The sequence below is a fragment of the Centipeda infelix ATCC 43532 genome, assembly GCF_000234095.1.
In the GTDB taxonomy this organism is placed as follows: domain Bacteria; phylum Bacillota; class Negativicutes; order Selenomonadales; family Selenomonadaceae; genus Centipeda; species Centipeda infelix.
Map to the genome: position 1 here is coordinate 334,577 of NZ_JH376797.1, position 16,743 is coordinate 351,319.

The 16,743-nt window shown below is 54.0% G+C and carries 22 protein-coding genes; 20 read left to right on the plus strand and 2 right to left on the minus strand.

The features are described from left to right. Positions 1–168: 168 nt before the first annotated feature. Genes HMPREF9334_RS01600 through HMPREF9334_RS01620 form a run of 5 tightly spaced genes read left to right on the plus strand, consistent with a single transcriptional unit; the run spans position 169 to position 3,169 of the window. Positions 169–495 (plus strand): VRR-NUC domain-containing protein, encoded by a 327-nt coding sequence (locus HMPREF9334_RS01600; protein WP_006691761.1) that lies wholly within the window; start codon positions 169–171, stop codon positions 493–495. Next, the gene (locus HMPREF9334_RS01605; RefSeq protein WP_006691762.1) at positions 455–1,834 is read left to right on the plus strand and encodes a DEAD/DEAH box helicase; all 1,380 of its coding nucleotides are present in this window, start codon (positions 455–457) and stop codon (positions 1,832–1,834) included. Before HMPREF9334_RS01600 ends, HMPREF9334_RS01605 begins: the two co-directional genes overlap by 41 nt. 13 nt (positions 1,835–1,847) lie before the next feature. Continuing rightward, positions 1,848–2,474, plus strand: coding sequence for a hypothetical protein (locus HMPREF9334_RS01610; protein WP_006691763.1), 627 nt, complete (start codon positions 1,848–1,850; stop codon positions 2,472–2,474). Positions 2,475–2,486: 12 nt separating this feature from the next. Continuing rightward, positions 2,487–2,762 carry a dATP/dGTP diphosphohydrolase domain-containing protein gene (locus HMPREF9334_RS01615; RefSeq protein ID WP_006691764.1) on the plus strand — a complete coding sequence of 92 codons (276 nt, stop codon included), beginning with the start codon at positions 2,487–2,489 and terminating at the stop codon, positions 2,760–2,762. Further along, entirely contained in the window at positions 2,759–3,169 is a 411-nt protein-coding gene (locus HMPREF9334_RS01620) for a hypothetical protein (RefSeq protein WP_006691765.1), read from the plus strand. Before HMPREF9334_RS01615 ends, HMPREF9334_RS01620 begins: the two co-directional genes overlap by 4 nt. 156 nt (positions 3,170–3,325) lie before the next feature. Here the strand turns inward: HMPREF9334_RS01620 and HMPREF9334_RS01625 are convergent, their stop codons facing one another. Beyond that, a complete protein-coding gene (locus tag HMPREF9334_RS01625) occupies positions 3,326–3,745 on the minus strand; it encodes a type II toxin-antitoxin system HicB family antitoxin (RefSeq protein WP_006691766.1) in 420 nt (139 codons plus the stop codon). A gap of 27 nt (positions 3,746–3,772) precedes the next feature. Further along, positions 3,773–3,955 carry a type II toxin-antitoxin system HicA family toxin gene (locus tag HMPREF9334_RS01630; protein ID WP_006691767.1) on the minus strand — a complete coding sequence of 61 codons (183 nt, stop codon included), beginning with the start codon at positions 3,953–3,955 and terminating at the stop codon, positions 3,773–3,775. A gap of 104 nt (positions 3,956–4,059) precedes the next feature. Here HMPREF9334_RS01630 and HMPREF9334_RS01635 point away from each other — a divergent pair, with 104 nt between their 5' ends. From HMPREF9334_RS01635 to HMPREF9334_RS01705, 15 genes are all read left to right on the plus strand, one after another. Continuing rightward, positions 4,060–4,479 carry a hypothetical protein gene (locus tag HMPREF9334_RS01635; RefSeq protein ID WP_039957106.1) on the plus strand — a complete coding sequence of 140 codons (420 nt, stop codon included), beginning with the start codon at positions 4,060–4,062 and terminating at the stop codon, positions 4,477–4,479. A gap of 119 nt (positions 4,480–4,598) precedes the next feature. Further along, entirely contained in the window at positions 4,599–5,069 is a 471-nt protein-coding gene (locus HMPREF9334_RS01640) for a phage terminase small subunit P27 family (RefSeq protein ID WP_006691769.1), read from the plus strand. A gap of 4 nt (positions 5,070–5,073) precedes the next feature. Next, positions 5,074–6,873, plus strand: a complete 1,800-nt coding sequence (locus HMPREF9334_RS01645; protein WP_006691770.1) for a terminase large subunit — start codon at positions 5,074–5,076, stop codon at positions 6,871–6,873. 5 nt (positions 6,874–6,878) lie between these two features. Then, positions 6,879–8,099 (plus strand): phage portal protein, encoded by a 1,221-nt coding sequence (locus HMPREF9334_RS01650; protein ID WP_006691771.1) that lies wholly within the window; start codon positions 6,879–6,881, stop codon positions 8,097–8,099. Further along, positions 8,092–8,850: a head maturation protease, ClpP-related gene (locus tag HMPREF9334_RS01655; protein ID WP_006691772.1), complete on the plus strand. Its 759-nt coding sequence runs from the start codon at positions 8,092–8,094 to the stop codon at positions 8,848–8,850. Before HMPREF9334_RS01650 ends, HMPREF9334_RS01655 begins: the two co-directional genes overlap by 8 nt. Next, positions 8,850–9,977, plus strand: a complete 1,128-nt coding sequence (locus tag HMPREF9334_RS01660; RefSeq protein ID WP_006691773.1) for a phage major capsid protein — start codon at positions 8,850–8,852, stop codon at positions 9,975–9,977. Before HMPREF9334_RS01655 ends, HMPREF9334_RS01660 begins: the two co-directional genes overlap by 1 nt. A 15-nt stretch (positions 9,978–9,992) precedes the next feature. Next, positions 9,993–10,292, plus strand: a complete 300-nt coding sequence (locus tag HMPREF9334_RS01665) for a head-tail connector protein (RefSeq protein WP_006691774.1) — start codon at positions 9,993–9,995, stop codon at positions 10,290–10,292. Beyond that, a complete protein-coding gene (locus tag HMPREF9334_RS01670) occupies positions 10,289–10,612 on the plus strand; it encodes a phage head completion protein (protein WP_006691775.1) in 324 nt (107 codons plus the stop codon). Before HMPREF9334_RS01665 ends, HMPREF9334_RS01670 begins: the two co-directional genes overlap by 4 nt. Further along, positions 10,605–11,048 carry an HK97-gp10 family putative phage morphogenesis protein gene (locus tag HMPREF9334_RS01675; RefSeq protein ID WP_006691776.1) on the plus strand — a complete coding sequence of 148 codons (444 nt, stop codon included), beginning with the start codon at positions 10,605–10,607 and terminating at the stop codon, positions 11,046–11,048. The genes HMPREF9334_RS01670 and HMPREF9334_RS01675 overlap by 8 nt, the downstream gene beginning before the upstream one ends. Positions 11,049–11,068: 20 nt before the next feature. Further along, a complete protein-coding gene (gp17, locus tag HMPREF9334_RS01680) occupies positions 11,069–11,452 on the plus strand; it encodes a tail completion protein gp17 (RefSeq protein WP_006691777.1) in 384 nt (127 codons plus the stop codon). A 2-nt stretch (positions 11,453–11,454) separates the two neighbouring features. After that, positions 11,455–11,943 carry a phage tail tube protein gene (locus HMPREF9334_RS01685; protein ID WP_006691778.1) on the plus strand — a complete coding sequence of 163 codons (489 nt, stop codon included), beginning with the start codon at positions 11,455–11,457 and terminating at the stop codon, positions 11,941–11,943. 15 nt (positions 11,944–11,958) lie between these two features. After that, positions 11,959–12,312, plus strand: coding sequence for a hypothetical protein (locus HMPREF9334_RS01690; protein ID WP_006691779.1), 354 nt, complete (start codon positions 11,959–11,961; stop codon positions 12,310–12,312). A 17-nt stretch (positions 12,313–12,329) separates the two neighbouring features. Continuing rightward, entirely contained in the window at positions 12,330–12,620 is a 291-nt protein-coding gene (locus HMPREF9334_RS01695; RefSeq protein WP_006691780.1) for a hypothetical protein, read from the plus strand. Between the two features lie 16 nt (positions 12,621–12,636). After that, positions 12,637–16,374, plus strand: a complete 3,738-nt coding sequence (locus tag HMPREF9334_RS01700) for a phage tail tape measure C-terminal domain-containing protein (protein WP_006691781.1) — start codon at positions 12,637–12,639, stop codon at positions 16,372–16,374. Beyond that, positions 16,375–16,740 carry a hypothetical protein gene (locus tag HMPREF9334_RS01705; RefSeq protein WP_006691782.1) on the plus strand — a complete coding sequence of 122 codons (366 nt, stop codon included), beginning with the start codon at positions 16,375–16,377 and terminating at the stop codon, positions 16,738–16,740. Positions 16,741–16,743 lie beyond the last annotated feature (3 nt).

Here is a 16,743-nt window from a genome sequence, read left to right on the forward strand (position 1 = left end):
CGCTAAACCCTTATATCTCTAAGGATTATACATATTATGTAACATGTAACTTATATTTATATAAATATATAAATTAGGGGATTAGGGGGCATTACACATAGCCTACACCGCCTAATTTATATATCTATATGTGCGTGTGTGACATTGTTACACGGAAAGGAGCTCGGGATGAAAGAACGAGATATCGAAGTGCTGCTGCGCGATGGCGTCAAGCAGTTGGGCGGCAAAGCCTATAAATGGACATCGCCGGGGAATGCAGGTGTGCCCGACCGCATCGTTATTCTTCCGGGAGGGCGGATTGTATTCGTGGAACTGAAGCAGGAATGTGGGCGTCTGACACGGCTGCAGAAGGTGCAGCAGGAACAGCTGACCCGCCTCAAGGTGCCTGTGGCGACGCTGTACGGCATCGCAGACGTACGCAAGTTTTTGGACTGGGCAAAGGAGCACAGCACGTATGATCTTCAAAGCACATCCGTACCAAAAGTACTGCATTGATCGGCTCATCGTTGATCCGCGCGTTGCTCTCTTTCTGGACATGGGGCTTGGTAAGACGATCATCACGCTGTCGGCGATCTATCACCTGAAATACGCACGGTTCGCCGTCCGTAAGGTGCTTATCATTGCGCCGAAGAAGGTCGCGGAGGCGACGTGGCAGCGCGAGGCGGCAAAATGGGACGGGGTGCACATCCTCCGAATGCAGATGGTTCTCGGCACACAAGCACGGCGGTTGCGGGCGCTGAATACGCCCGCCGACATTTACATCATCAATCGCGAAAACGTGTCGTGGCTCGTGGAGCATTACCGAAATGACTGGCCGTTTGACATGGTGGTCGTCGACGAATCCAGCAGCTTCAAGAATCCGCGTGCCAAACGATTCAAGGCGTTGTCGTACATGTATCCGCACATCAAGCGGATGGTGCTTCTCACGGGGACGCCAAGCCCGAACGGGATCATCGACCTTTGGAGTCAGATCTATCTTCTGGATCGGGGCGAGCGTCTCGGCAGCACGTTTTCAGGCTTTCGTAATCGGTATTTCACACCCGGGGAGCGGTCGCGTGACATTATCTATACCTACGACCCGAAAGATGGTGCAGAGGACGCTATTATGAGCGCCATCGGCGACATCGCAGTGAGTATGAAGGCGGCGGACTATCTGCAGCTGCCGCCCGTGGTCGAGGATACGATCCCCGTCGTACTGGATGTAAAGGCGCGCAAGGCGTACGACACGATGGAGCGGACGATGGTGCTGGAACTCCTGCAGAGCGGCGAGCAGATCACGGCGGCGAGTGCTGCGGCACTCTCGAACAAGCTGCAGCAGCTTGCCAACGGGGCGGTCTACAACGAGGAGCACAAGTCTCATGCGGTGCATGACTGCAAGATTGAGGCGTTCATGGAGCTGATTGAGCAGTTGGGCGGGAAATCTGCGCTGGTCTTTTACAACTTTCAGCACGATCTTGCGCGGCTTCTCGAAGTACTGCGTCAAACGAAGCTGCGCGTGCGCATCCTGCGCGGAGCAGAGGATGAGCTGGCGTGGAATCGGGGCGAGGTGGATATTCTCCTTGCGCATCCTGCGAGTGCCGCCTACGGGCTGAACCTGCAGGACGGGGGCAGCCATGTCGTCTGGTACGGGTTGAACTGGAGCCTTGAACTGTATCAGCAGGCAAATAAGCGTCTGCATCGGCAGGGACAGACCCGGACGGTTATCGTGCACCATCTCGTCTGCGTGGATACGCGCGATGAGGACATCCTGCGTGCGATCGGCATGAAGGAGCGGGCGCAGGAGTTCGTTCTTGAGAGCCTCAAGGCTCGCATCGATAAGTACAGAGTACACTGAGGAGGACTACGAAATGCTGATTTTCATGAAGAATGCCAAGAAGTTTTTGGATCTGAAAAGCGATAACGAAAAATTTCACGCACTGCATTATACGGACTGTCGTGTGTATGCCTCGAATCCGTACATGATGGTCTGGATTGACGGAGCCTTCGGCAAGGGGGGAGCCTATGATTTTTTGACGGGGGCGGAACTTGACGCAGAAATGCCGGATTTTGCGAAGGTGATTCCTCCGGTTAAAGATACCTCGGCCTATGCCATCTATTCGGCGGCAGAAATTGAGGAGCTGCATACGTTTCTCAAAGGGGTGGTCGCTATGTCTGCAAAGAGAAAGGATCCGCTGTCTGTGCAGCTGGAGTGGGAGCCTGTGATTATGGCGTTCAAAGTACGCGAGCCGAAGCTGCAGGTACAGTATGATGCGGCATCGTATGCGAAGAACCATCCGCACGATGAACACGAAAAGGCTTGTGCCAACGTTAAGTTCCTTGCCGATATCGTCGGTTACTTCGCACAGCGCAAGACGGAGGTACGTATGTATGCACCGCTTCGCGTATCGCTGCAGACACCTATTCTCTTTACTGCGGAGGGAACAGGAGCAGTATTGAGTCAGCGGCGTGATATGACGATTTATAAGCGTGATTAGGGAGGGTGAAAAATGGCAGATCAGAAATATCCGCAGAGTGCGGAGTCGAATGAATACAGATACATTGATTTTGAGTGGTTGGATGAGATTGCCACGGGACTGACAGCGGGCGCGGAGAAGCATCCTGGCGAAACATGGCACGATATCCCTGCGAAGGAGCACGCTGCACGGGCTCTGCGGCATCTCTCGATGTGGCTTGCTGGCGATCGGAGTGACAGACATATCATCAACGCGAGTATGCGCTGCATGATGGCGCGGGCGATGGAGCGTGAGGGAGGAAAAGAATGACGGCGAAAGAATATCTGAGACATATCCGCGATGCAGAGAGTGATCTGCGGAGTGCAGAGGCGGATTACCAACGCGCACGAGATGATGTTATGAATCTCAAGGCGATTGAATACGACAAGGACAAGGTCAGCAACTCACACATCGGTGATCTTTCGGATGCGATCGCAGCACTTGAGAAATACGCTGAGCGGGTCAACGCGAAATGGGATGAGCTGATTGCCATGCGCGAGGAGGCGAAGGAGAGGATTGGAGAGATCGCAGACGGACGCTACCGTGAGGTGCTGATGCGGCGATATATCTGGGGTGAATCATGGGAGTACATTGCGGTAGGGATGGGATATAGCTTTCGGCAGGTAACACGATTGCACGGAGGTGCATTGCGGGCGATTGCGGAAAAGATGTCCTAGAATGTCCTATACGACCTGTGATATAGTATAACCTGGCAAGAGAAGATGCTGAGGCGGATTCTCGGAGGGCACAGCTGCGGCAGTGCTCTTTTTTGTTGCAGAGGAGGCGGATATGTGGACAATATGAAAAACCCGCCGTGTGGCGGGTAGTGCGTCTTATGCAAGAGATATTTTTTTCTCGTAAAGAGCGGTGAGTGCGTCTTGCAAGACTTTTGAGATGTTGAGTTGCTCGGCTTCGGCGAAGGTGTTGAGCCATGCGGGGATCGTGAGATTCTTACGAACGGATTTGCTGCCGTACTTTGCGGCGTATGCGTCCATGTCGAGAGAAAGCAGGGAGACAAAGCCCTCGCCAATCTCTGGATCCGGGTGAATGTCCTTGATGTTGCTTGCGGGCGGGACTTCGTTGCCGTCCTCAAGTTCACCGAGGATCCACCCCGAGGCGGCATCCTCTCCCATAGCAATTGCATTCGTAAGGCTATCCCCTTCGCTGATACAGCCGGGCAAATCGGGGACAACGACGGTAAAGCCGGGGTTCACTTCACAAGGATAAAATACGGCGGGATATACGAGGTTCATATAAAAGCCTCCTTTCGGAGACGGGCTTTATTTTAAGCCCGTCATCCGCAAGACAGATTTGACAGTTTTCGGGTCGAGGTCGCCGGGATGATTCGGTATCGTGACTTTCCCTTTCTTCTCTCTATGCTTGTAGTGCATATGCGAGCCGTTGGAGCTGTCGAGATACCAACCGTCCTTCTTGATGATGCGTTCAAGTTCCTTGAATCTCATCGTGTTCCCTCCTTCTGACTGTATTATACGCATTATACGCATAAAGGTCAACATGTTTTTGAAATATTTCTTTTGGAAAGACAAACTATTTCGTGGGGGATATTATGCTGAATCGAATCTGTGATATTTGCGGACGGACGGTGGTACAGGGGCGGAGTTGTCCATGTCAAGCACAACGGCATCGCACCTATGACCGTGAGCGGCGGGACAAGAACAAAGCTGCGTTCTACCACGGGAAAGCATGGCAAAGAACCGCCAAGGCGGCGCGCATACGCGCCCGCTATGCGGATGAAGTCATATATGCAGAGACAGGGCGCATTGTTCCGGGCGCAGTCGTCCACCACATCGAGCCGATCGGGGAAAATCCTGCGCGTAAATTGGACATGGATAATCTTATTTTTGTATCGGCGCGGACGCATAAAGAGATTCATGACGCCTATCAAAAGAATCCGCGTGCAAAGCGTGCAATGCAGGAAAAGCTCGCGGCAATCCGCAGGAAAATAGATGGGGCGGGGGAGGGGTAAAAAAGTTTGGAGCAGGAAATATAAAACCGCGTCCGGTCTTTTTTCTTGGAAAAATGCCAGAAATGAAATTTTTAGGGACGATTGAAATAATACAGAACAATAAGAGAGGAGGGGCAGCGATGGCGGGACGACCGCGCAAGGCAGTCGGTGTTTCCAAAGGGAAAATCGGCAAAGAGAAGCAACTGAATCGAAAGGTACAAGAATCGAAGATCAAGGTTGACCGCCTCCAACTCGAGGAGGGCGCACCGGATTGGCTCTCGCCCGATGCGGCTGAGGAGTATATGCGCATTGTCCATGAGGCGGGCAAGATCGATCTGCTTGATAACATCGACCGTGCGTTCCTTGCCATCTACGCAGATAATTATGACCGCTATACGAAAGCAAGTGCCGCGCTGCAAAAGGAGGGGTTGACTGTGATGACGGAGGACGGCGAGTTCCCGTCTCTGTACATCAAGATTGCAAACGACGCGGCGACGCAGATTCATCGATGTTCGACGAAGCTGGGACTTGCGGCGACCGACCGTCTGAAGCTCATTGTGCCGACGGCAACGGATGATAAGCCGAAAAACAAATTCTTGAAATTTCTGTAGGAGGATGCGACATGGAGAAAAAGAGGCGACGTTCCCCGCCCATACACGGGGACGGGCAGTGACTGACAGGACAACGGCGTATGCGCGGCGGATTGTCGACGGGAAAAAGATATGCGGTTGGACGGAGTATCAGGCGTGCAAACGCCACCTTGACGATATGGCGGATAAGGATTTTCCCTATATCTTTGATGTGAAGGCGGCGGAATATCACATCGACCTCGCCAATCAACTCACCATCGGCGAAGGACGGACGACGGCACGCCTGACAACGCGCGGATTTCAGAACTTCATCATCGGGAGTTTGTTTGGCTGGCGCAGGAAAAGATCAGTCCTGCGCCGCTTCCGTGAGGGCTATATTCAACTCGCACGGCAAAACGGGAAGTCGTTTCTCGCCGGGGAGATGTGCAATGACTTTGCAACGTTTGCGGGCTATCAGCACGGGCGCATCTACTGCACGGCGACGAAACAAAAACAGGCGAATATAGTATGGGAGGAGGTCGTTAAATTTATATCCTCCGACCCTGATCTCGCAGAACTGTACAAGGTGCGTGAGTATGACCACACCATCCGCTCCCTTGTCACAAATACGACCATAGAAGCCATTGGCAGAGACACAAAGTCCGCCGATGGCTTCCGCTCTATTCTGGCAATCGTGGATGAATACCATGCGCACCCGACTGACCAGATGTATAAACTCATGCTGGATGGTCAGATTGCCGTGGACAATGCGCTCACGCTTGCCATAACAACGGCGGGCTTTAACCTGAACGCACCGTGCTATGAGCAGTATCAATTCTGCAAAAAGATACTATCGGGAAACGTTCGCAAGGATTCGCTCTTCATTTTCATCACGGAGATGGATGAGGATGATGATATATGGGAGCCGAAGAACTGGGCAAAGGCGAATCCGCTGAACCTATGGAATCCCGATGATACGCTCAATGATGAGATGATTGCCCGTATGGCGGAGAAGGCAATCGACGCACGCGAGAAGCAGGGGAACGACCTTGTGAACTTCCAGACCAAAACACTGAATCGTTGGGTGGAGTACACTGGCGGCGGACTTCTTGACCTTGCGGCGTGGCGTTCGTGCGCGTCGGATGAGACGCTTGCGGATATGCGCGGGCGTTCGTGCTATCTCGGCATTGACCTTTCAAGCGGCGGTGATCTCACCAGTATCGCACTGCTCTTCCCAGGTGAAGATGAGGAAGTTTATCTATGGTCGCACAGTTATCTGCCGGAGCTGCGTCTTGCCGAACATATCCGAACGGATGACGCTCCCTATGGTGTATGGAAAGATGCGGGACTGCTCACGCTCACGAGTGGTATCTATGGTGTCAAGACAGATTACAAATACATCATCGCCGACCTTGTGCGCATCATCGAGGCGTATGAGATCGAGATTATCGGTTGTGGCTACGACAGTCACAATGCGAGCGCATTCCTGTCCGACCTGGAGGCGGTTCTTCCCTGTGACCTCACCGAGATCAAACAGTCCGCGCGTGCACTGAACGACGCAACGAAGGATTTTCAGTTGTCCGTGAAGGCGGGTAAGGTGCGCTATGACCGTCAAAACGCACTGCTCACATGGAGCATGGTGAATGCAGTCATATCCGCGCCGAACTCGTTCGGTGAGATCAAGATTGACAAGATGACGCAGACGAATCGGATTGATCCGTGTGATGCTGTCATGGACGCATGGGCGGTGTATTTTCACGGACACAACAACGCTGTTGTGGATGCGGAGGAGGCACTGTCTATCTGGTTGGAAGTAACAGCAGGGGGAGGTGAAGAAAAGAGTTGAAAATCATGGACAATGTCAAGCGGCTCTTTCGCAATGAGGCAGAGGGCGGTGTGACGCTTGCGGATATGCACGATTTTTTCTTTCGCGGAGGCAGTGCGGGGGATGGTCCCGACCTCTCGGAGATCACCTATTTTACCTGCCTCAAAACGCTTGGCGAATCCATCGGGAAAATGCCTGTCTACCTCATGGACAGCAATAAAGAGCGCGTCACGGGGCACGAGACGGCACGTCTCTTGAGTGTGCAGCCGAACAGCATCATGACGCCACTCCAATTTTTCACAACGCTTGAATATCACCGCAACCACTACGGGAACGCCTATGTGCTGATTGAACGTGACCGTGCCCGCCTCAAGAATCTGCATATCCTGCATCCGCAGCGCGTGCAGGTGTGGGTGAACAATACGGACACCTACACTGACCGCCGCTATTTCTACCGATACGCCGACAACCAAACGGGAAAGGAATACTGGATTTCGCCCGATGATATGCTTCACCTAAGGGCGTGGGTTACGGATGATACGGGGCTTGTCGGAAAGTCTGTGCGGCAGATACTCGCCGAGAATATGGCTGGAAACAAAGCCTCGCAGAAGTTTTTGAGCGACCTCTACCGCAAAGGCCTCACGGCGAATGCGGTTGTGAAATATGTCGGCGACCTAAAAAAACAGGGACAGGACGCGATGCTCAAACGCCTTGACGAACAGGCACGTGACAATTCGCGGCGGCTCATCACACTGCCCATTGGGGCGGACATCCAGACGCTTGACCTAAAACTCACAGATTCGCAGTTTTACGAACTGAAACGCTATTCCGCGCTGCAGGTCGCGGCTGCGTTTGGTGTCAACCCCGATCATCTGAATGACTATACGAAGTCCAGCTACAACAACAGTGCCATGCAGAACCTTCAATTCTACGTGAATACCCTGCTCTATAATGTCTCGCTCTATGAACAGGAGATGAACCGCAAGCTCCTCACGGAAACTGAGCAGATGGCGGGGAAGGGCTTCAAGTTCAATGTATGGGTGATTCTGCGCGGTGACCCGTCGCAGCAGGCAGACATTCTACAAAAAATGGTACAGTCGGCAATCTACAGCCCGAACGAGGCGCGCGCCAAGCTCGACAGTCCGCCGTGCGCGGGCGGTGATGTGCATATGGTGAACGGCTCGTATGTGAAGCTGGAGGATATCGGAAAGGCATACGCTGGGAGAGGAGGTGATACACATGATTGAAATACGAAACGAGACGGCGGAGAGTGCAGAACTCTACATTTCAGGCAATATCATCGACGATGACACTGGTGGGCTGATTGATGCGTGGTATGAGAATAGCACGGGCTATCAATGGCCGGATAAAATCCGGCAGCAGCTTGACAGCCTGCGTGGGAAAGACCTCACGATCTATATCAATTCGGATGGCGGGAGCGTACCGGCGGGTGTTGCCATGGCAAACATGATTGAACGACATGACGGCCGTACAACGGCAATCGTAGACGGATGGTGCTGCTCGATTGCAACGCAGATATTCTTTGCGGCGGATGTGCGCAGGATACCGGCAAACGCCTATTTGATGATTCATAAACCCGCCGTCTATGGCGCGGCCGGCAATGCGGATGATCTGCGCCGCGAAGCCGATGTTCTGGATACGATTCAGCAGGGACTTGAAGCGACCTATCGGAAGGCTGCGCATGAGGAGGTGACCGATGCGGACATTCACGCGATGGTCAATGAGGAGACGTGGCTGACAGGGGAACAGGCGGCGGAGTTTTTTCATGTAGATGTGCTGGAATCCGCGCGCATGGCGGCATGCGTCGGCAGCGTGAAATTCATGAAGGATGTTCCCGCCGATGTGCGTCTTGTTGAGCATAAAGAGGACGCTGCCAAAGAGCAGCAGGATGAGAAAAAATGCTGCCAAAAGGCAGCGCAGGTAAGCAAGGCACGGGTGGCAATCGCCCTTGCCCTCGCGAAAGGAGCGACAATCTAATGAAAAAGTCGGATGAACTCAAGAAGATCGTGGACGAACTGCGCCGTGAGGTCGAAAACCTCCAGCAGGAGGAACGCTATGAGGAGGCGGCCAAGCAGGCGAAGGAGCTGACGAACGCCGTTCATCAGTATGAGGCGGCGGTCGCTATGGAGACTGCACAGCGTGCGGACTTTGTAGGGAGTGCCGCGCCAATTCAAACAGCCCCTGTGAGTGATGCGGTCATGCGCAACCGTGTTTTTAACAAGCTCGTTCTGGGGCGTACATTGGACGAACAGGATCTTGAATTTGTGAATCAGATTGGCTCGCCGGGCATGGTTGAAGGGACGCCGGGCAAGGGCGGCTACCTCGTACCTGAGGAGCAGATGACGCAGATTCGCGAATATCGCAAGGCGTACACCGCGCTGAAGGATTTTGCGCATGTGCAGCAGGCAGGCAGCACGTCGGGCAAAATGCCGACGCTCGGCGATGAGACCGGAAAGCTCGTTGCGTTTGAGGAGCTGAACAGCATCCAGCAGTCGGACTTTGACTTCGGGCAGCTGAAGTACGAGATCAAGGACTATGGCGATATCATCCCCGTGTCGAATCAGCTGCTTGACGATGCCGATGTGAATATCACGGGAATCATCGGTCAGCGTTTCGCACGCAAGGCGGTCAACACCGAAAACGATGAGATCCTGAAGCTCCTCAAGAAGCTCACTGCGGAGGCGGTGACGGACGCGAAGGGCTTCATGAAGGTGCTCAATGTGAGCCTTGACCCCGCCTACTATGCGAACGCGCGCATCCTGACGAATCAGGACGGCTTCCAGTGGCTCTCCGAACTCGAGGACGCGCAGAAGCGACCTTTGCTTGTGCCCGATGTTGCCGCGCCCGACACCTACCGTTTCCGTGGTAAGGAGATCATCGTCGTATCGAACGGGACACTTCCGACGCCGGCGAAGAAGGTGCCGTTCTACATCGGTAGCTTTGCGGACTATGTCGCATTCTTTGAGCGCGCGGGCGTTGAGATTGCCGTTTCGCAGGACTTCCTTTTCGACAAGTATGCAACCGCTCTGCGCTGCGTGGAGCGTTTCGGCGTTGTTGCAGATGATAAGGACGCCGTGAAGCTGGCACAGGTGACATTGGCGTAAGGAAGGAGGTACGTCATGGCGGTGACGCTTGAGCAGGTCAAGACGTACCTGCGCGTTGACCTTGACATTGAAGATGACCTCATCAAGTACTGTATGCAGGGCGCGGAGTCGTACCTTGTGAATGCGATTGACAATTTCACGAAAAATTGCAAGCACGAGGACTTCGCGGCGTCGGCGGACATCCTGCGCCTTGCGGTCATCGCTGAGATGTACGTCCATCGCGACAGCCTCGACGAGAAGACGCAGGAGTTCCCGTATTTCATTCGTTCGATGATAACGCAGCTACAGAACTATGTTCCGGAAGGTGCGCCATGATTCGCGCGGCGCGCCTGCGTCATCGAATCGAGATCCTGCGTCCCTCATATGGGGAGGATGTAGGATTCGGCGGGTTGGAGGGGTATGCGTCCGAGGGCATGGCTTGGGCGGAGTTCCTGCGCCCACGTTTCACACAATCGGATGCGATGGGAAGCGGAGTCGCGACTGAGATCACACAGGGCATACGGATCCGACCTCGTCCCATTGAAAAGGGGTGGAAAGTCCGGCGCGGCGATGAGGAATTCCATGTTCTCCATGTCGATGACAGTACGGCGGGTGAGATTATCCTGACAACGAAAGGAGTTGACCCGGGTGGCTAAGTCTATCAAGATTTTTGCGAACATCAGAGAAGAAGCATTTCGTGCGATGGTGGACGTACAGAAATACGATGAAAAGACGCAAAAGGAGATTCGACAGGCGACGCGGGACGGTGTTGCAGCTGTCCATGCCGCCGCCGTGCGTACCGCCCCAATTCGGGCGACGGGTAATTTGCGTAAGGGCATTGAGCAGGAGTTCGACGAAAAAACGTGTTCGGGCAAAGTTCGTGCAACCGCGCCACATTCTCATCTTGTGGAATTTGGCACGCGTGAGCGCGTTACGGCTCCCATTCGTAAAAAGGCGCTGAAAATTGGTGAGGGATTTGTGCGTGGGTGGACGTTTACCGGGAAAATGCCAAAGAAACCGTTTATGCGCCCGGCCATTGAAAAAGAACGTCCCAACATCGAGGCGCGCATAGAAAAGGCGGTGAAGCCGTGAGGGTCATACGGGAAGTCCCTATGGTCGCACTCCACACGGCACTCGTGAAACTCCTCAAGGCGGGGCAAACCTGCCCCGTACACGGGGAAGTCCCATCGAAAGCGGCGCGCCCGTATATCACCGTCGGAGACGCGACATTTAAGCCCGTCGGCACAAAAGAGTGCCTGATATGGCGGGTGACGACGAACGTAGAAGTCTGGGCGGCGCGTGAGCAACGACGACAGCTCAACGAGGTCATGAATGACATCTCGACGCTTGTCACGGAATATTGGAACAAACTCACAGTCGATGGCTTTTACGTCATGGACTGCGACATTGATTTTCTTGAAACATTCGAGGAAAACGGCGGCGGCTATCATGGGATTGTTACCGTCGTGACAGATTTACAGAAACAGGAGGAATAAACATGTTGACAGACCAGGAACTCAAGAAGCTCCCCGATAACCCGTCCAAGGCGACGGCATCGCCGGGGAAAGACACACTGCTCTACATCAACAAAGGGAAAGAGAATGCTCCCGCATGGGTGCTCGTCGGAGGGCAGCGCAATACGCCGCTCTCGCGTAAGGCGAACACGCTGGACGCCTCCCATAAGGCGTCAGGCGGATGGGGTGCAAATATGCCGGGGCTGAAATCGTGGTCGATTGAGTACAGCGGACTTGTCATTATGACTGATGAGGGGCTGCAGATTCTTGATTATTGCTTCACCGAAAGCAAGCAGGCCCACGTCAAGATCGAATATCCCGATAAGAAGTATCGCACCGGATGGGCGTTCATCACGGACTACAACGAGGACAATGCACATGACGGCATTTCGACCGTCAAGGTGACACTGCAGGGGAACGGTCCGATCAGTGAGCTCAAGAGCGATGCGGTTACCCCACCGTCGGGACCTTGATGGGAGGATTAAAGCATGAAGAAAACGGTAGTGGTGGCGGCGGCGGGGAAGACGTGGGAACTTTGTTTCACGATCCGTTCCCTTGCCGCATTTGAACGAAAGATCGGAAAGTCGATAATTTCGATCGTTGCGGGCGGCGTTGTCCACATGATTGAGCAAATGAATATTGACGCCACCGTTGCGGGGCTACGCTGTGCGCTTTCCATCTCGGAAGATGAGGCGTATGACCTCATTGATGAGATTTGTTCCGGTGGAGGGAACTTGGATTACATCAACGGGTGTATCATTAACGCCATCCTCGCGACGGGGCTTTTTGGTCAGGATAAGGAAGATACGGAGACGGAGGATGAAGACGCGGGAAAGCAGTAAGCTCTTTCGGTGAGTGGGTGGAGGCGGCGGAGGAAATTGCCTACGCCGAACTCACCTTAAAGCCGAAAGAGTTTGAGGAATTGCAGCCGCGCGAGTTCTATGCCCTCATACGAGGGTGGAAGCGGCGCGAAAAGGCACGGGACTATAAGAAAGCATATTTCGTTTCGTGGCTGATTGCACCTCATGTGAAAGAACCAATCAATGCGGAAAAGATCGCGGAACCACTTTGGCAGACTCCGGCAGATGTGCAAAAAAAGGCGGAAGAAGACCGCCGTATCCTATATGAGGAGTTCGGATTGACAGAATGATGGAAAGGAGGTAGCGATGGCAACAATATCGGAGATGGTGATAAAGATCGGCGCGGATGCGTCGGGATTGAGCGCGGGTCTCAACAAGGCGCAGCAGGACATCAATAAGACGTTCTCTGTGAATCCTGTCAATGAGTTCTCCGATGCACTCACGGGAACGACGGGGAAAGTAGATAAGCTCATCGGCTCGTTCTCCTCGCTGGCGAAAATCGCGGCGACGGGATTTGGGCTATCCAGCCTTATATCGGGTGCGGTGGAGGCGGGCGAAGCCGCCTATCAGCTCGCGAATCGTCTGCAAATATCCTATGCCGAAGCTGGGAAGTTTTCGCGTATTCTAAAGCTCACGGGCGGGGATGCAGACACATGCGGCGCGGCGTTTATGCGTCTGGACAAGACGCTCATGTCGGACGGTGAGGCAGGCGAGCGTGCACGCGCAATGCTGGATGCGGTCGGTGTTTCCCTCACAGACAGCGCGGGAAAGATTCTGCCGCTCAACGAACAGCTGAAGAACCTGTCGGAGGGCTATAAGAAAGCAGTCGAGGCGGGATACGGGCAAGAGTTCATTATGAACACGCTCGGCGTCCGCGGCATGGCACTCACAAAAACCCTGCAAAACTACACAGAGGCAGCGAATAACGCTGCAAAAATCAAGAGCATCGGGCTTGACCCCGAGGAAATGCACCGTATCAGCCAACAGCTGAAACTCGTCGAAATGCAGGCAGGACAGCTCAAGAACGTCGGCGGTGCGGTCATTGCCCCGATTGCTGCCGATGTATTCCCTCCCATTATCGAGGGGCTCGCGACGACGGCGAAATTCGTTGCCGAAAACAAGAAAGAGCTGAAAGACCTCGCGAAGACGGGGCTGGAAGTTGTCGCAGTCTATAAGACAATGCAGGCGGCGGCAAAGATCAGCGCGGGTGTATCGGGTGCATGGAAGGCAGCACAGGCTGCGCAGATGGCGCAGAATGCGCCGCAAGCGGATCCGGCCGCACTCACAGCGGCACAAGAAAAAAGCATTGCACGCCGTATGCGGCGAATTGACCAGCTCACCGAAAAAGAGATCAAGGCGATGGAAAAAACCGTTGCGAAGATGGCTCTCTCGGAAGAGGAAAAAGTACGCCTTGCTACAGAGTCGGCAATGCGCATTGAGCAGGCGGCTGCACAACGTGCAGCGCAGGAACAACTGTACATGGCTGAGATGTACGGGAAGATCAACCTGCAAGCCGCGCAGAGTGCTGAAGCGCAGATTGCGGCGATGCAGACCGTACGTGCCGAATCGGCGGGGACGGCGGCACAGGTCATAGGGAACAACGTACGGGTTACTGAAAGTACGGGGGGCATTGTCGGAGCAAATGAGGCGGTCATCGCATCGGAACGCGCAAAGGGCGCGGCGGCAATGGCTGCGGGGGCACAGAGCATTTCTGCAAGCGAAGCAGCAGCGGCGGCGGCACGTATGCAGGCGGGAGCGGTGGAAACGGTCGCGGCAGCAAATGCGGCGGCTGGGGCATCTGCCGTAAGCGCAGGAGCGACAACCGTCACAGCAATGGGAACAGCTACGCGCATGGTACGCGGTGCGGCGTCAGCAGTGTTTGCACTCGCGGGCGGGTGGCTGGGTGTTGCGGCGGCAATTGGATACGCTGCCTATAAGCTCTGGGAGTATAACAAAGAGCAGAAGGCAACGCGTGAAAAAAACACGTACGAGGTCAACGGGCAAAAGTATCTGGAGCGAAACGGTACATTCTATCGACTGGAACAGGATGTTGACCCAATCGCTATTGCAAATGGAAATATGATGGGCTCCATGACGCGTGAATATGAGGTGGAGGAGACCGATGCGGCGACGCTGGAAGATCTCAATTCCGCGTGGTTTGAGCGGCACAAAGACGATGAGGACTATCTTTTAGAGCTGCAAAAGGAGGCGGCAGAAAAACAGAACGAGGCGGCTGATTTAGCGCTAAAAGCCGCTATGGAAGAACTGGACAACATGAAAAGCGATAAGGGTGAAAAACACACCCTGCCAAAAGAAGATACCGTCAAGACTTACGAAATCGAAGTGCAAATAGGGGAAGAGGTCTTGGACGAAGCCCGCGCCCGTATTGGTACAGAATATCTATTAGGTGGACTTGGCGACGATGGAGGCGGGCTTGCAACGGATTGCGGCAAGCTCGTTCTGGACGCCTTCACAGCGGCGGGCGTTGCTTTTGAGAACAGATATGTCCCCGACATGATCGAAGAGGCAAAGCGGAAAGGCGCATGGCATGCAGCGGGCGACGGTTACGTGCCGCAAGCAGGAGACGCCGCCGTCGTGCTGGGAGATGAGCACATTGTTGTATCGAACGGAAAGGGCGGATACGTCGGTGCGAACAGCAGCACGGGTGTTATTGAGAAAAACAGCGTTGAAGCAGATTTCGGGAAGGTGACCGGATACATCTCTGTTGCTGAACTCACGGGCGGCGCGACGGTCAGAAAAACCGTCGGCGAGAGCGACAAGGCAGCACAGGAGGCAATCAAGAAGCTCAATCAGGCGAAGACACAAGCAACACGGCTCTTTCAGACAATGGAGAGCGAGATCACGAGTGAGACGAAAACCGCATATGAGGCAGGCATGGCAAAACTTGCTGAGAACGTCCGCGCCAAACAGCAGGAGATCAACAAGATTGCACAGGCTGGCGTAGATACGACCGTGCTGCAGGCTGAGCTTGCGGAATACGAACATGTTCTTACGGAAAAGATTGTCAATCAGCAGAAAGAGGCGCTGGCAGAGGTACAACGCGAGGAGCAGAAAATCACCGCCGAGATGGCGGGGGACTATGCGGCACTTGCAGAAGCTCAATATCAGGAGACCATCGCACGCATTGAAAAGGAGCGCAAGGAAAAGTACAAAGCAATTGCTACCGACAAAAACATCTATGAGGAAGAACTAGCCCTCAATAAATGGTACAATGCCGAAATGCTCAGCGCTGCCAAGACGCGGGAAGATGCTTTACGCGAGGTCAACAAGCGGCGCTTGCAGGACATGCAGGACAAAGGAAATATCATCGGCATAAAGAGCTACCTCACCGAAAACGGAGATCGACAACAGCAGGATCTCGACCTCGCGGGGCAGTCTGAGCTTGCAAAAGCCTACGTCAAAATTTGGAATGATGCACATAAGAGCGTTTCCGGTTACCTCGCCGATGCGGCCGAAAATGTATATGGAACATTGTCGGACTCCTTGACGGATTTTATCAAGGGGACGAAATCCGCGCAGGATGTATTCCGAGACTTCGGGAACAGCGTGCTCTCCATGATGGCGCGGATTGCGGCGCAACGTTTTGCCGCGAACATCATGAACGGGCTCTTTGGAAATATGTTCGGCGGCGGGAAAACAGGAATGTCGGCATCGACCGCCTACACATTTCCTACGGGGGTGACGCCTGTTCATGCGCCGACATATACGCTCCCGAGCATCCGTGCGTTTGCAAAGGGCGGCATTGTCACTGCGCCGACACTTGGACTAATCGGCGAGGGCGGCGACCGTGAAGCAGTTATCCCACTCAACGAGCGCAACCTGAGTGCGCTTGCAGGTGGACAAGGAAAAGGAGCCAACGTCGTAGTCAACATTACAAATCGTTCGGAAAGCAAGGTGCGGGTCGAGAATAATCGCTATGATGCTTCTTTGAACCGTATGATTTTAGACATTGTAGTGGATGGAGCCAATCGCAACGTTGGAGGCTTCGGCACAAACTTACGAACTGCGTTGGGAGGCGGCTAAATGGCGGACGCAATCAAATTCCCTGACATCGGTCATCCGTGCCTTCCTACATCGTCCGGAAGCGGGAGCTCCCATACGGTGAATGTGCAGGATAGCACGATCAGCACAACAAGTGACGCGAACTACAAGCACACACGTCCGCGCACAACGCGCATGATTCGGACATGGACGTTTGCATGGAACGGCGTTCCCGAGGTCCTGATGAAAAAGCTGTTGGCATTTTATCGTCAGGTTGGAACCTTTCAGGCATTCTCCTTCACAGACTGGAATATGGGAGAAACGCATACCGTACGATTTGCGGAGGCTCTTTCCTATCAATTCAATTATCCGGGCTATAGCTTTACATTGAAATTCGAGGAGGTGTGACAG

Bases quoted from the DNA above. Each gene is read 5' to 3' on its own strand.
- HMPREF9334_RS01645 (WP_006691770.1), top strand. From the start codon at position 5,074: ATGCGACATGGAGAAAAAGAGGCGACGTTCCCCGCCCATACACGGGGA.
- HMPREF9334_RS01615 (WP_006691764.1), top strand. From the start codon at position 2,487: ATGGCAGATCAGAAATATCCGCAGAGTGCGGAGTCGAATGAATACAGA.
- HMPREF9334_RS01660 (WP_006691773.1), top strand. From the start codon at position 8,850: ATGAAAAAGTCGGATGAACTCAAGAAGATCGTGGACGAACTGCGCCGT.
- HMPREF9334_RS01640 (WP_006691769.1), top strand. From the start codon at position 4,599: ATGGCGGGACGACCGCGCAAGGCAGTCGGTGTTTCCAAAGGGAAAATC.
- HMPREF9334_RS01670 (WP_006691775.1), top strand. From the start codon at position 10,289: ATGATTCGCGCGGCGCGCCTGCGTCATCGAATCGAGATCCTGCGTCCC.
- HMPREF9334_RS01630 (WP_006691767.1), bottom strand. From the start codon at position 3,955: ATGAGATTCAAGGAACTTGAACGCATCATCAAGAAGGACGGTTGGTAT.
- HMPREF9334_RS01625 (WP_006691766.1), bottom strand. From the start codon at position 3,745: ATGAACCTCGTATATCCCGCCGTATTTTATCCTTGTGAAGTGAACCCC.
- HMPREF9334_RS01605 (WP_006691762.1), top strand. From the start codon at position 455: ATGATCTTCAAAGCACATCCGTACCAAAAGTACTGCATTGATCGGCTC.
- HMPREF9334_RS01650 (WP_006691771.1), top strand. From the start codon at position 6,879: ATGGACAATGTCAAGCGGCTCTTTCGCAATGAGGCAGAGGGCGGTGTG.
- HMPREF9334_RS01705 (WP_006691782.1), top strand. From the start codon at position 16,375: ATGGCGGACGCAATCAAATTCCCTGACATCGGTCATCCGTGCCTTCCT.
- HMPREF9334_RS01635 (WP_039957106.1), top strand. From the start codon at position 4,060: ATGCTGAATCGAATCTGTGATATTTGCGGACGGACGGTGGTACAGGGG.
- gp17 (WP_006691777.1), top strand. From the start codon at position 11,069: ATGGTCGCACTCCACACGGCACTCGTGAAACTCCTCAAGGCGGGGCAA.
- HMPREF9334_RS01700 (WP_006691781.1), top strand. From the start codon at position 12,637: ATGGCAACAATATCGGAGATGGTGATAAAGATCGGCGCGGATGCGTCG.
- HMPREF9334_RS01690 (WP_006691779.1), top strand. From the start codon at position 11,959: ATGAAGAAAACGGTAGTGGTGGCGGCGGCGGGGAAGACGTGGGAACTT.
- HMPREF9334_RS01620 (WP_006691765.1), top strand. From the start codon at position 2,759: ATGACGGCGAAAGAATATCTGAGACATATCCGCGATGCAGAGAGTGAT.
- HMPREF9334_RS01655 (WP_006691772.1), top strand. From the start codon at position 8,092: ATGATTGAAATACGAAACGAGACGGCGGAGAGTGCAGAACTCTACATT.
- HMPREF9334_RS01600 (WP_006691761.1), top strand. From the start codon at position 169: ATGAAAGAACGAGATATCGAAGTGCTGCTGCGCGATGGCGTCAAGCAG.
- HMPREF9334_RS01665 (WP_006691774.1), top strand. From the start codon at position 9,993: ATGGCGGTGACGCTTGAGCAGGTCAAGACGTACCTGCGCGTTGACCTT.
- HMPREF9334_RS01610 (WP_006691763.1), top strand. From the start codon at position 1,848: ATGCTGATTTTCATGAAGAATGCCAAGAAGTTTTTGGATCTGAAAAGC.
- HMPREF9334_RS01685 (WP_006691778.1), top strand. From the start codon at position 11,455: ATGTTGACAGACCAGGAACTCAAGAAGCTCCCCGATAACCCGTCCAAG.